Below are 12,920 nucleotides of genomic sequence, written 5' to 3'. Positions count from 1 at the left end.
GAATCGCCTTTTGCCTAAATTGTGGGCGGGAGATCGCCGGCTTACGCCTAGCTTTGGCGCGGCATCAGCACCCAGTAATCCAGGTCCAGCACCACGCAATCGGGGTATTTGCCGGCGGCGTCCTTGTCGGGGAAGCCGGCCGCCGGCTGATCCTTCAGGGCGAGCGTGCGCAGGCGCAGCGCGCCGACATCCTTGCGGCCCGGCAGTTCGGCCTTCTCCAGCACCTCCGACCAGGCATAGACGGTATGGCCGGCCAAGGTCGGATTGACATGGCGGCCGCCATTGATCGCGGCAATGAAAGCCGCGTTGGCGAGGCCGTTGAACGACAGCGCGCGCGCCAGGCTGATGATATGGCCGCCATAGATCAGCCGGCGGCCGAGCTTCTCGCGGCCCTGGCGGAACTGGTCGAAATGCACCTTGGCGGTGTTCTGATACAGGCGGGTGGCGAGCATATGCTCGGCCTCCTCGATGGTCATGCCGTCGACATGATCGATCTTCTCGCCGGCGGCGTAATCCTCCCAGGCATGCGGGCTGCCCGCCAGGCCCCAGTCGTAATGCGCGAAATCGAGGCCCGCCGGCACCTGCAGCTGTTCGGGCGCGACGCGGCCGGCAAGCTGCGGCACATGCTCCTGCCGGATGGCGGCGCTTTCGTCGCGCTTCTTCACCATCACCCAGCGCACGTAATCCAGCACCGCTTCGCTGCCGCGATAGCCGGTGCTTCGCACATAGACGACGCCGGTTTTGCGGTTCGAATTCTCCTTCAGGCCGATGACGCGCGAGACGCTGTGCAGGCTGTCGCCGGGATAGACCGGCCTGAGCCAGCGGCATTCGGCATAGCCGAGATTGGCGACGGCGTTCAGCGAGACATCCGGCACGGTCTTGCCGAAGACGATATGGAAGGCCAGCAGGTCGTCGAGCGGCGCCGCCGGCAAGCCGAGCTGGCGGGCGAAGCTGTCCGCCGACTGCACCGCGAAGCGCGAACCGTACAGCGCCGTATACAGCGCGGCATCGCCCGCGCTCACCGTGCGCGGCGTGGCATGGCGGATTTCCTGCTCCAGCCGGAAATCCTCGAAGAAATTGCCCGGATTGGTCTTGGTGGTCATGCTCTCTGGCCCGTTTTCCCCGTCATGCCTGGGCCAAGCCCGGGCATCCGTTCCGATTATCCGCGCGACGGAACCGTCCTATGGACCCCTCGGGGCTCGCCCAAGGGGGGGGCGATTCTTCGCCAAGCTCTACGTCGCCTGCATCGCCTCGATCGCCGCGGCCAGGGCCGCCAGCTTTTTCGCCTGCTCGACATGCAGGTTCTCGACCAGCTTGCCGTCCACCAGCACCACGGCCTTGCCCTGCCGCGCGGCCTCGTCGAAGGCGGCGATGATCTTATGCGCCTGCGCCACCTGTTCGGGCGTCGGCGCGAAGACGCGGTTGGCGGCATCGAGCTGCTTGGGATGGATCAGCGTCTTGCCGTCGAAGCCGAGTTCCAGACCCTGGCGGCAGGCCGCCTCGAAGCCGGCCTCGTCGTCGAGGTCGAGATAGACGCCGTCGAGAATGCCGAGCCCGTAGGCGCGCGCCGCCAGCAGGCAGAGGCCGAGCGCCGTGATCACCGGCAGGCGCAGCGGCGTATGCTGCGCGTTGAGGTCCTTCACCAGATCCGAGGTGCCCATCACCAGCACGCCGAGGCGGGCGGACGCGGCGGCGATCTCCTCGGCATGCAGGATGCCTTTCGGCGTTTCCATCATGCACCAGATGCGCGTTCGCTCCGGCGCGCCATGCTGCCCGAGCAGCTTTTCCGCCTGCTGCACCTGGGCGGCGCTTTCCACCTTCGGCAGCAGCACGGCGTCGGGGCCGGCCTGCGCCGCGGCGGCGACATCCTCGACGCCCCAGGGCGTCTCCAGGCCGTTGACGCGGACGATCAGCTCGCGGCGGCCATAGCCGCCGGCCTTGACGGCCCGGCAGACCTGCTCGCGCGCCGCCGCCTTCATGTCGGGCGCGACGGCGTCCTCCAGATCGAGAATCAGCGCATCCGCCGCCAGGCTTTTGGCCTTTTCCAGGGCGCGGGCATTCGAGCCGGGCATGTACAGCACGCTGCGGCGCGGCCGGGCGGTCTTGGCGGCGGTTTCGGCGGTCATCGGATCACCTCGAACTGTGATGCTGCAATTGCGAAAAGATGAGGTCGCGCCACTATAAACGGGGTCGGGAGCGTGGCAAGTTTCCCCGGGGCGAATTGCGCTCCGCGATTCATTCGCCCACGGTCAAGGAACGGAATCCATCGCCATGCGCGTACTTGCCATCCAGAGCCAGGTGATCTTCGGCCATGTCGGCAACAATGCCGGCGCCTTTGCCTTGCAGCGCCAGGGCGTCGAGACCTGGGCGGTGCCGACCGCCATCCTAGCCTTCAATCCCTCCTACGGCCCGCCGGCGATGCGCGCGACCGAGCCGGCTGAGATGGATGCCTGGATGATGGCGCTGCAGACCCGGCCGGAATGGCGGCAGATCGACGCCATCCTGCTCGGCTGGCTGGGCAATCCGAAAACCGCCGAGGCGGCGGCACGGGCGGCCCTGGCGGCCAAGGCGGCCAATCCCGATGCGCTGCTGCTTTGCGATCCGGTGATGGGCGACAGCGATTGCGGGCTGTATGTCGATGCGGCGCTGCCGCCCTTCATCCGCGACCAGCTCGTGCCGAAGGCCGACATCGCCACGCCGAACGGCTTCGAACTGGAATTCCTGCTCGGCCGCAAGGTGGAGGATCTGCCCTCCGCCCTGGCCGCCTGCGATGCGTTGCGCGCGCAGGGCCCGAAGACGGTGATCGCCACGACGCTGCGCCGGCGCGACGGCGGCAGCGGCATGCTGGAAGCCCTGCTGGTCAACGATCAGGGCGCCTGGCTCTGCGGCGTACCGGACCTGGGCGATCTGCTGCCCAAGGGCGCCGGCGACGTGTTCGCCGCGCTGTTCCTGGCGCGGCTGCTGAAGGGCCGCACGCCGAAGAAGGCGCTGCTGTTCGCCATGGCGGGCACCTATGGCCTGCTGCGCGATGCGCAGGAGCACCGCTCGGTGGAGATGCGCATGGCGGCGGCGCAGGAGGAATTGCACAATCCGACCTGCCTGCCGGATATCGAACGCGTGCGGTGACTTGAGCCGTCGCCGCCCTTGCGGAAGCGGAGGTTCAGGACGAAGGCGCCGGGCCTGACGGATGAGCGCTACAGCGCCGTCTGCAATTCGCTGCCGCGGCTGTCGTAGAAGACGGTGAAGCCCAGCAGCATGTCGATCCGCCGGCCGTCGCTGGCCAGCGGCAGCATCATGCGCTCCAGCTCGGCGGCGTCCTTGTTGAAACGAAAGCGCGGCTTGCCCCGGCGATGCGCCGGCTTTGCCTCATACGCGCAGTCGAGGAAGGCCCGGTGCATTTCGGGATTGCTGTTGAAGGACGGCTCGATCTCATGCAGCCAGCGGCCGGTCTTCGGGGCGCCGAAGCCGAGATCGACATGGCTGCCGAGCAGGCGGAAGCGGAAGCGCGGCAGCGTCCCGCCGGGCGGCGGCGCATGGACCTCCAGCAGCCAGGCATAGGGCAGCAGCCGCGGCATGTTGAGCGGATCGACATGCTGGCGTCCGGGCAGCGATTGCGGCCCCGGCCATAGCGAACGCCAGTAGCCGAGCCCGGCATGCATGACCGGATGCGCATCGGCGGTTATGGCAAAGCCTGCCGCAGCTTCGATCACAGCCTCGATCCCATGACCTTCCCCTCGACGTCATAGAAGACGGTACAGCAGAATAGCATATCCACGTCCTGGCCATTCTGCGCCAGGGGCATCATGAGCCGTTCGAGCCAGCTCCATTGCTGGGCATGCGCAAAGAGCGGCGTGCCGACGCGGTAATCCGGCTGGCGGGTCGATGCGACCGAAAGATACGGGCCGCAAAGCAGCGGGTCGCGGAAAAATCCGGCATTGACCTCGTCCAGCCAGCGGCCGGTCAGCGTGCGGCCGCTGCCGCGGTCGACCGCCGAGCCGACCAGGCGATAGCGGAAGCGCAGGGCCGGCTCGGCCGCGGCATCGCGCAGGACGTCGACCAGCCAGACATGCGGCAGCAGTGGCGGCGCGATGTCGAGCGGATCGATATGCTGGCGGCCAGGCAGGCGTTCGGGCGGGCCGGCGGCGGGATGTATACGCTGCCAATAATCGTAGGCTTCCCGGATCAGGGCATGCACATTCGCGGGAAGCGTAAAGGGCGTCATCGTAACGCATTTCGCCGAAACGCCGCGGCGACTGCAACGGCAACGGCAGACAAAAAACGGGCGCCGCCAGGCGGCGCCCGTCAATCGGGCATCGAAAGTAGACGTTCCTAGGCGGCCTGCTTCTTCAAGTGGCGGGCCGCCAGGGCTTCGGCAATCTGAACGGCATTGAGCGCCGCACCTTTACGCAGATTGTCCGACACGACCCAGAGCGCGAGGCCGTTCTCGACCGTGATGTCTTCCCTGATTCGCGACACGAAGGTGGCGTAATCGCCGGCGCATTCCAGCGGCGTGATGTAGCCGCCCGGCTCGCGGCGGTCCAGCACCTGCACGCCGGGCGCCGTCGACAGGATGTCGCGCGCCTCTTCGGCCGAAAGCGGCTGCTCGAACTCGATGTTGACCGCTTCCGAATGGCCGATGAAGACCGGCACGCGCACGCAGGTCGCGGTCAGCTTGATCTTCGGGTCGAGTATCTTCTTGGTCTCGGCCGTCATCTTCCATTCCTCCTTCGTGTAGCCGTCTTCCATGAAGACGTCGATGTGAGGAATGACGTTGAAGGCGATCTGCTTGGGGAATTTCTGCTTCTCGACCGGATCGGCGACCAGGATCGCCTTGGTCTGGCGCTCCAGCTCGACGACGCCGTCATTGCCGGCGCCGGAGACCGACTGGTAGGTCGAGACCACGACGCGCTTGATCGTGGCGCGCTCGTGCAGCGGCTTGAGCGCGACGACGAGCTGCGCGGTCGAGCAGTTCGGATTGGCGATGATGCCCTTTTTGGTATAGCCGGCCAGGGCCTCGACATTGACCTCCGGCACGATCAGCGGCACGTCCGGGTCCATGCGCCACTGGCTGGAATTGTCGATCACCACCGCGCCGGCGGCGGCGACCTTCGGCGCCCATTCCTTCGAGGTGGCGCCGCCGGCCGAGAACAGCGCGATATCGACGCCCTTGAAGTCGTAATCGTCGAGCGCCTTCACCTTGATCTTCCTGTCGCCGAAATGGGCGTCCTTGCCGATGCTGCGGCGGGAAGCCAGCGGAACGACCTCGGAAACGGGGAAATTGCGCTCGTGGAGGATGTTGAGCATTTCGCGGCCCACCACACCGGTGGCGCCGACGACGGCGACCTTATAGGCCATGTCTTACCTTCTTTCTCTCATCCGGCAGGTCGGCACCCGGCGGATCTCGGAAAAACACAGGGTTATGTTGCTGTCCGGCAGGTCGGCACCCGGCGGACGGGCGGAAATTAGGCCCGCTTTTCCCGCTAATCAAGCGCGGAATTGTCGCGGCCGGGGCTGGCCTGCCGCCCTGCGCTCCGCCGCCATGACCTCCCGGGGCGACCAAGACCTGCCCGGCTGGGCCGCGCGCGGGTATTGACTTATATTCCTATATACCCAATATGTTCCTTGCGCGCCGTGCGGTTTGGGGTGTCCAAGGCCGCGGCGGGGATGAAGCGCGGATAGGCCGGAACAAGACCGGATAAGACGAAACGGGGCGGAATGGTGCAAGACGGTTCAAAACGGGAAGGAATGGTTCATAACGGTTCATAACGATGCATGGCGGTCCGCCATGGTCCGCTCCGGTTCAGACCGGCCCGCAATGGCCCGCCCGGGTCCTCGCCGGGTCCTCGCCGGGGCCTCGCCCGGGCGCCAACCCGGGCTCTTGCCTGACGTTGCGACAGCGCCCTTACTCTGCGGCGGGACCGTCTGGGAGGACACACGATGAGCGGCATCATCCTGCACCATTACGCCACCTCGCCCTTTTCCGAGAAGGTGCGCATCGCCTTCGGCATCAAGAAGCTGGCCTGGCAGTCGGTCGACATTCCGCCGGTGATGCCCAAGCCCGACCTGATGCCGCTGACCGGCGGCTACCGCAAGACGCCGGTGCTGCAGATCGGCGCCGACATATTTTGCGACACGCAGCTGATCCTGCGCGAACTGGAGCGCCGCCATCCGACGCCGACATTCTATCCCGGCCTGGCGCGGGGCCTGGCGGAAGGCGTCGCCTTCTGGGCCGACCATCAGCTTTTCGGCGCTGCGGTGGCGATCGCCTTCGGCGCTTTCGGCGACAAGCTGCCGGACGCCTTCCTCGAGGACCGCTCGAAATTCTCCGGCCGCAATATCGACCGCGCCAGGCTCAAGCAGCAGGCCGCCGTCATGCAGGGGCCGCTGCGGGCGCATCTGGGCTGGATCGAGGATGCGCTGGCGGATAATCGCGCGTTCCTGTTCGGCGATGCGCCGAGCTTGGCCGATCTCGCCGTCTATCACTGCGTCTGGTTCGTGCGCGAGCGCGCCAGGTCCGATGCGCTGGCCGATTACGCCGGGCTGAATGCCTGGGCCGACCGCATGAAGGCGTTCGGCCATGGCGAGCGGAGCGATCTCGACGCCAAGGCCGCCGTCGCCGCGGCCAGGGCGGCGCAGCCGGCGCCCGTGCGCGGCACCGTCATGCCCAATGCGCTCGGCCTTACCGCCGGGGCGATGGTCAGCGTCACGCCGGACGATACCGGCCGCGATCCGACGGTGGGCGAGCTGGTGGCGCTGGATGCGCAGAGCGTGACCATCAGGCGCAGCGCGCCCGAGGTCGGCGAGGTGCATGTGCATTTCCCGCGCGCCGGCTTCATCCTGGTGCCGGCCAAGGCATGACGGGGCAGGCGATGAAAAAGCTCGAATTCTTCTACGACGTCTCTTCGCCCTGGACCTATCTCGCCTTCACCAACATCCAGCCGCTGGCGCGCGAAGAGGGCGCCGAGATCGCCTACCGGCCCTTTCTGGTCGGCGGCGTGTTCAACAGCGTCAATCCGAGCGTCTACCAGCAGCGCGACAACCCGGTGCCGGCCAAGGCGGCCTATGCGCTGAAAGACATGCAGGACTGGGCGCGGCTCGCCGGCATCGGGATCAAGTTCCCGCCCAGCGTCTTCCCGGTCAATTCGGTGAAAGGCCTGCGCGCCCTGCTATGGGCGGAGGAGCAGGGCAGGCAGCTCGCTTTGGCCAAGGCGCTGTTCGAGCTTTACTGGGGCGAGGACAAGGATATCAGCCGGGAGGACGTGCTGGCCGAGGCCGCCGCGCGCGCCGGCCTCGATGCCGCGCGCATGGCGCAAGCCGTCAACGATCCGGCCATCAAGGCCCGGCTCAAGGCCAATACCGACGAGGTGATCGCCCGCGGCGGCTTCGGCTCGCCCACCATCTTCGTCAACGATACCGACATGTATTTCGGCAACGACCGCCTGCCGCTGGTGCGAGAAGCGCTCAGGCGGAGCTAGGCGCGGCGCGCCAGCAGGCCCGGCGCGGCATGCCACAAAGCCTGCAGGCCGAAGCCGATGAAGATCGCTCCGCTGAGCCGCGTGATCCAGAGTTCGTGGCGGCGGTAAAGCCGGCGCACCGGGGCGGCGCCGATCACCCAGAGCAGCACGGCGTCGGCGCCGAGAAAGCCGAGGAAGGCGGCGGCCAGGAGCGGCGGCAGGCTGCTCCAGTCCAGCTCCGCCGCATGCGAGGCGAGCAGGGCGGTGAACATGGCGACCGAGACGGGATAGGCCTTCGGGTTGGTGAGGCCGAAGGCGAGGCCGCGCCGCAGCGGCTTTTCTGCGGCGCTGCTCAGGCCGCCATCGCTCCGGCGCATGGCCCGCAGGGCGCGCCAGCCGAGCAGCAGCAGATAGGCGCCGCAGACCAGGCCGAGGATGTCGAAGACCAGCGTGCCCAGGCTGGCCGAGCCGATGATGGCGACGAGCGACAGGCTCGCCCAGGCGGTATCGCCGAGCAGATGGCCGCTCAGGAACAGCAATCCCGCCCTGCGGCCCTGGCCGGCGCCGATGCCGAGCAGGGCCAGGAAGGCCGGGCCCGGCGTGATGACATAGGCCGCGCCGGCCAGCGCGGCGGCGATCAGGAGGGAGGCGGTCATCGGGCGGCTCGCAGTGAGGGCATCGCTCCGCTAAGCTTAAAGCGATGCTGGCGGTGATTGCGATCCCTGATTTCGATGCGGCCGCTGCCGCCTGGCTGGCGGCGATCCGCGCGGCGCATGATCCGCTGCAGGATCGCGTCGGGCCGCATGTGACCCTGGCGTTTCCGCGCGCCATCGCCGACCAGGCCGCCTTCGCGGCCGAGCTGGCGGCGGCGGCGGCCGCAACGCCGGCTTTCGCGGCGGCTTTCGACCGGCTGGAGCGGATGGCGGACCCGTTCCAGCCGAAATATGCCCATCTGAACGTGCTGCTGGCCGATGCGGCGAGCGCGCCGCAATTCGCCGCGCTGCACCGGCGGCTCGGTCATGCGCTTGCCGATTACCGCCCGCATCTTACCGTCGCCCGCTTCGGCGCCGTCTATTGCGCCAAGGCGCTGCAGCGGCAGATCGGCGCCAGTTTCGGTCCGCCGCTCTCGGGCCGGGTGACGGCGCTCGAACTGCTGCGGCTCGAGCATGGCGCGATCAGGCCGGCGGCGAAATTCGAACTGGCCGCCTGATCAGGGTGTCTCCAGCGGATGCGCCTGGAAAGCCGGCAGGGCTTCGCAGCGCTGCCGGAAATTTTCCAGCGCCGCATAGCGGCCCGCCGGCACCGCTTCGGGCAGCATGACGCCGAGAAAGCTCATCATCACGCCGAGCGAGACGTCGGCCATGCTGATATGCTGGCCGAGCAGCCATTGGCCGGGCGCGGCGATGGCCGCGGCGCGCGCTTCCAGCGCGGCGAGGCCGCCGGCGACCTGGGTCAGCAGATGCTGCCGCCAGGGTTCGTGCACTTTCTCGGCCGGGCGGCGCCGCACCTCGTAGATCGCATTGACGGCCTTATCGAGGACGCCGCAGGCGATCGCCATCACCTGCAGGCAGTCGCGCCGCGGCTTGCCATGCGGCGGGATCAGGCTTTTCGCGGGTCCGACCAGATCCATCAGGTAATCCAGGATCGCGCCGGACTCGATCAGCGTATCGCCGTCGTCGAGCTGCAGCGCCGGCACGCGGCCGACCGGATTGACCTCCAGGCCGCGCTGCGGATCGGCCGTCACCGAGAGGTATTCGCGCTCATGCGGCACATCGAGCAGGGTCATGGCGATGGCGACGCGCCGCGCATACGGCGACAGATTACGGCCGATCAGCCTCATCATGTGACGGTCTCCCCAGACAGTAACGCCGCAGCAGTTTCGCCATTTTGCTGCGCCGCACAAGCCCTTTGCTGTGGCGCCGCAAAAGTTTACCGGTTTGCCGGCTGCCGCCGCCGGCCGGGAAACAAAAAAAGCGCCGGCCTGTTGCGAGGCCGGCGCTCCTGTTGCCGCGGGCTGGCTTCTTACGCCGCCAGCTTGTCGAGTTCCCTGAGCAGCGCATCGCCCATGCCGGACGTGCCGACCTTGGTGGTGCCGCCGCCCAGATCGGCGGTGCGCACGCCGCTTTTGAGCACGTTTTCGGCCGCCTGATCGATCAGGTCGGCATCGGCGCCGAGATCGTAGGCATAGCGCAAGGCCATCGAGAAGCTCTGGATCGTCGCCAGCGGATTGGCGATGCCCTTGCCGGCGATGTCGGGAGCCGAGCCATGCACCGGCTCGAACAGCGCCATGCGGCGGCCGGTGGCCGGGTCGACGGCGCCGATCGAAGCCGAGGGCAGCATGCCGAGCGAGCCGGTCAGCATCGCCGCTTCGTCCGAGAGGATGTCGCCGAACAGGTTGTCGGTCACCATCACGTCGAACTGCTTCGGGTTGCGCACCAGCTGCATGGCGCCGTTATCGGCATACATATGCTCGAGCTGCACGTCCTTGTACTTCTCCTGATGCAGCTTGGTGACCTCCTCGCGCCAGAGCACGCCGGATTCCATCACATTGGCCTTTTCCAGCGAGGTCACCTTGTTGTGGCGCTTCTGCGCCAGCTCGAAGGCGACGGCAGCGACGCGGCGGATTTCGCCGGTGGTATAGGATTGCGTGTTGATGCCGCGGCGCTCGCCGTTCGGCAAAGTCTCGATGCCGCGCGGCTGGCCGAAATAGATGCCGCCGGTCAGCTCGCGCACGATCATGATGTCCAGGCCCTTGACCAGCTCCGGCTTCAGGCTGCTGGCCTCGACCAGCGCATCGAAGCATTTCGCCGGTCGCAGGTTGGCGAACAGGTCCATCTCCTTGCGCAGGCGCAGCAGGCCGCGCTCGGGCTTCTTCTCGAAGGGCAGGCTGTCCCATTTCGGGCCGCCCACGGCGCCGAGCAGCACCACGCCGCAATCGAGCGCCGTCTGCATCGTCTTGTCATGCAGCGGCGTGCCGTGCTTGTCGTAGGCGGCGCCGCCGACGAGGTCTTCCTTCACGTCGAAGGAGACGTGCCGGCGCTTGTCCATCCATTCGATGACGCGGCGCACTTCGCCCATCACCTCGGGGCCGATCCCGTCGCCGGGCAGCATCAGCATGGTACGGTTGGATGGCATTGTCTCGTGTCCTTCTAGGTTTCCTCCGTCGTCATGCTTGGGCGAAGCCCGGGCATCCAGTCGACGGTCCCGTTGGCGGGTAGTGGGAATGGACCCTCGGCTTGCGCCGAGGGTGACGAACCGGGTGCGGGGTTGAGTATCAGGCCGTCCGCCCCGCCTCGGCATACAGCCAGGGCTGCGAGGCGCGCTGCCTGGTTTCGAAGCTGTCGATCTTCGGCTTCTTCTCCAGGGTCAGCCCGATATTGTCGAGCCCGTTGAGCAGGCAATGCTTCTTGAAGGCGTCGATCTCGAACTTGATCGTGCCGCCATCCGGGCCCTTGATCTCTTGGCGTTCCAGATCGACGGTGATGCGCGCATTGGCGCCGCGCTTGGCGTCGTCCATCAGCTTGTCGACATCCTCCTGCGGCAGCTTGATCGGCAAAATGCCGTTCTGGAAGCAGTTGTTGTAGAAGATGTCGGCGAAGCTCGGCGCGATCACGCAGCGGATGCCGTAATCCAGCAGCGCCCAGGGCGCATGCTCGCGCGACGAGCCGCAGCCGAAATTGTCGCCGGCGACCAGGATCTGCGCGCCCTTGTATTGCGGCTGGTTCATGAAGAAGTCCGGCACCGGCTTGCCGTCCGGCGTCTGGCGCAATTCGAAGAACAGGCCTTTGGCCAGGCCGGTGCGCTCGACGGTCTTGAGGAACTGCTTGGGGATGATCATGTCGGTATCGACATTGATCATCGGCAGCGGCGCGGCGACGGCGGTCAGCGTGGTGAACTTTTCCATTGTCTCTTCCTCCCGCGCTCAGATGAACTTGCGAACGTCGGCCAGCTTGCCGGTGACGGCGGCGGCGGCGGCCATCGCCGGGCTCATCAGGTGGGTGCGGCCGCGCGCCCCCTGGCGGCCCTCGAAATTGCGGTTCGAGGTCGAGGCGCAGCGCTCTTCCGGCTTCAGCCGGTCGGCATTCATCGCCAGGCACATCGAGCAGCCCGGCTCGCGCCATTCGAAGCCGGCCTCGAGGAAGACCTTGTCGAGGCCCTCTTCCTCGGCCTGATGCTTCACCAGCCCGGAGCCCGGCACCACCATCGCCTGCACGCCGGCGGCCACCTTGCGGCCCTTGGCGATGGCGGCGGCGGCGCGCAGGTCCTCGATGCGGCCATTGGTGCAGGAGCCGATGAAGACGCGCTGGATCGGCACGCTGTCCAGCTTCTCGCCCGGCTTCAGGCCCATGTAGTTGAGCGCGCGTTCCAGCGCCGCGCGCTTCTGCTCGTCCTTGATCTCGGCCGGATTGGGCACTGCGCCGGTGATCGGCGCCACGTCCTGCGGGCTGGTGCCCCATGTGACATGCGGCGCGATGTCTTCCGCCTTGAGGAAGACTTCCATGTCGTATTTGGCGCCCGGATCGGAGGGCAGGGTCTTCCACCAGGCCAGGGCCTGCTCCCAGGCGGCGCCCTTGGGCGCATGCGGCCGGCCCTTCAGATATTCGAAGGTCTTCTCGTCCGGCGCGATCAGGCCGGCGCGGGCGCCGGCTTCGATCGACATGTTGCAGACCGTCATGCGGCCTTCCATCGACAGGTTGCGGATGGCGCTGCCGGTATATTCCATCACATAGCCGGTGCCGCCGGCGGTGCCGATCTTGCCGATGACGGCGAGGATGATGTCCTTGGCGGTCACGCCCGGGCCGAGCTGGCCGTCGATCTCGATCTTCATGTTCTTGGCTTTGCGCTGCGGCAGCGTCTGGGTCGCCAGCACATGCTCGACCTCCGAAGTGCCGATGCCGAAGGCCAGGCTGCCGAAGGCGCCATGCGTCGAGGTATGGCTGTCGCCGCAGACGATGGTCATGCCCGGCTGGGTATAGCCCTGTTCCGGCCCGACGATATGCACGATACCCTGGTTGATGTCGTTCATCGGGTAATAGCGGACGCCGAATTCCCTGGCGTTGCGGTCCAGCGTCTCGACCTGGATCTTCGCTTCCTCGTCCTCGAAGACGAACTGGGCGCGGTCCGGGGTGGTCGGCACGTTATGGTCGGGCACGGCCACGGTGCGGTCGGGGCGGCGGACCTTGCGGCCGGCGGCCTTCAGTCCGGCGAAGGCCTGCGGCGAGGTCACTTCATGGACCAGATGCAGGTCGATATAGAGCAGGCCGTTGCCCTGATCGTCCAGGTCGACGAGGTGGCTGTCCCAGATTTTGTCGTAAAGCGTGCGCGGCGCGGTCATGGCTGGTCTCTATGTTCTAACCAAAAGGGCGTTTTCCCCGGAGGGGGCGGATTCAACAGCTTTGCCGGGCCTGCGTCCAGAGCCGATTTTGCCCGCTCCAGTGGATTTAAATTCGCGGCCGGCTTAAAAGA

The 12,920-nt window shown here is 67.0% G+C and carries 14 protein-coding genes; 4 read left to right on the top strand and 10 right to left on the bottom strand.

Going from position 1 to position 12,920, the window contains the following annotated elements:
- Nucleotides 1-47 precede the first annotated feature (47 nt).
- Together VF194_RS10860 and VF194_RS10855 are read right to left on the bottom strand one after the other, a co-directional pair.
- A complete protein-coding gene (locus VF194_RS10860) occupies nt 48-1,103 on the bottom strand; it encodes a MaoC family dehydratase (protein ID WP_330890867.1) in 1,056 nt (351 codons plus the stop codon).
- A 129-nt stretch (nt 1,104-1,232) separates the two neighbouring features.
- Nucleotides 1,233-2,126 carry a CoA ester lyase gene (locus tag VF194_RS10855; protein WP_330890865.1) on the bottom strand — a complete coding sequence of 298 codons (894 nt, stop codon included), beginning with the start codon at nt 2,124-2,126 and terminating at the stop codon, nt 1,233-1,235.
- A 145-nt stretch (nt 2,127-2,271) separates the two neighbouring features.
- Here VF194_RS10855 and pdxY point away from each other — a divergent pair, with 145 nt between their 5' ends.
- A complete protein-coding gene (pdxY, locus tag VF194_RS10850) occupies nt 2,272-3,126 on the top strand; it encodes a pyridoxal kinase (protein ID WP_330890863.1) in 855 nt (284 codons plus the stop codon).
- A gap of 68 nt (nt 3,127-3,194) precedes the next feature.
- On the opposite strand, the gene VF194_RS10845 is transcribed toward pdxY, so the two are convergent.
- From VF194_RS10845 to VF194_RS10835, 3 genes are all read right to left on the bottom strand, one after another.
- A complete protein-coding gene (locus tag VF194_RS10845; protein ID WP_330890861.1) occupies nt 3,195-3,710 on the bottom strand; it encodes a PAS domain-containing protein in 516 nt (171 codons plus the stop codon).
- Nucleotides 3,707-4,222 carry a hypothetical protein gene (locus VF194_RS10840; RefSeq protein WP_330890859.1) on the bottom strand — a complete coding sequence of 172 codons (516 nt, stop codon included), beginning with the start codon at nt 4,220-4,222 and terminating at the stop codon, nt 3,707-3,709. Before VF194_RS10840 ends, VF194_RS10845 begins: the two co-directional genes overlap by 4 nt.
- Nucleotides 4,223-4,329: 107 nt before the next feature.
- A complete protein-coding gene (locus VF194_RS10835) occupies nt 4,330-5,355 on the bottom strand; it encodes an aspartate-semialdehyde dehydrogenase (RefSeq protein WP_330890857.1) in 1,026 nt (341 codons plus the stop codon).
- A gap of 582 nt (nt 5,356-5,937) precedes the next feature.
- Between VF194_RS10835 and VF194_RS10830 the strand changes: the two genes are divergently transcribed.
- Both VF194_RS10830 and VF194_RS10825 read left to right on the top strand, forming a co-directional pair.
- A complete protein-coding gene (locus VF194_RS10830; protein WP_330890855.1) occupies nt 5,938-6,858 on the top strand; it encodes a glutathione S-transferase family protein in 921 nt (306 codons plus the stop codon).
- 11 nt (nt 6,859-6,869) lie between these two features.
- Nucleotides 6,870-7,475: a 2-hydroxychromene-2-carboxylate isomerase gene (locus VF194_RS10825; RefSeq protein WP_330890853.1), complete on the top strand. Its 606-nt coding sequence runs from the start codon at nt 6,870-6,872 to the stop codon at nt 7,473-7,475.
- On the opposite strand, the gene VF194_RS10820 is transcribed toward VF194_RS10825, so the two are convergent.
- Complete coding sequence (locus VF194_RS10820; RefSeq protein ID WP_330890851.1) at nt 7,472-8,110, bottom strand: LysE family translocator; 639 nt, start codon at nt 8,108-8,110, stop codon at nt 7,472-7,474. The two genes, VF194_RS10825 and VF194_RS10820, sit on opposite strands and share 4 nt — an antisense overlap.
- 53 nt (nt 8,111-8,163) lie before the next feature.
- Between VF194_RS10820 and VF194_RS10815 the strand changes: the two genes are divergently transcribed.
- Nucleotides 8,164-8,664: a 2'-5' RNA ligase family protein gene (locus VF194_RS10815; RefSeq protein ID WP_330890849.1), complete on the top strand. Its 501-nt coding sequence runs from the start codon at nt 8,164-8,166 to the stop codon at nt 8,662-8,664.
- Here the strand turns inward: VF194_RS10815 and VF194_RS10810 are convergent, their stop codons facing one another.
- The 4 genes from VF194_RS10810 to leuC all read right to left on the bottom strand — a co-directional run bounded on the left by VF194_RS10810 (nt 8,665) and on the right by leuC (nt 12,789).
- Nucleotides 8,665-9,297 (bottom strand): glutathione S-transferase family protein, encoded by a 633-nt coding sequence (locus VF194_RS10810; RefSeq protein WP_330890848.1) that lies wholly within the window; start codon nt 9,295-9,297, stop codon nt 8,665-8,667. It lies immediately after the preceding gene.
- Between the two features lie 179 nt (nt 9,298-9,476).
- Nucleotides 9,477-10,589, bottom strand: a complete 1,113-nt coding sequence (leuB, locus tag VF194_RS10805; RefSeq protein ID WP_330890846.1) for a 3-isopropylmalate dehydrogenase — start codon at nt 10,587-10,589, stop codon at nt 9,477-9,479.
- 139 nt (nt 10,590-10,728) lie between these two features.
- Complete coding sequence (leuD, locus tag VF194_RS10800) at nt 10,729-11,358, bottom strand: 3-isopropylmalate dehydratase small subunit (RefSeq protein ID WP_330890844.1); 630 nt, start codon at nt 11,356-11,358, stop codon at nt 10,729-10,731.
- A gap of 18 nt (nt 11,359-11,376) precedes the next feature.
- Nucleotides 11,377-12,789, bottom strand: coding sequence for a 3-isopropylmalate dehydratase large subunit (gene leuC, locus VF194_RS10795; RefSeq protein ID WP_330890843.1), 1,413 nt, complete (start codon nt 12,787-12,789; stop codon nt 11,377-11,379).
- Between the last annotated feature and the right edge of the window lie 131 nt (nt 12,790-12,920).

The sequence above is a fragment of the Ferrovibrio sp. genome (assembly GCF_036381655.1).
GTDB lineage: Bacteria > Pseudomonadota > Alphaproteobacteria > Ferrovibrionales > Ferrovibrionaceae > Ferrovibrio.
Note: the sequence above shows the minus strand (reverse complement) of the source record. Positions and strands in the feature narration are given on the sequence as shown.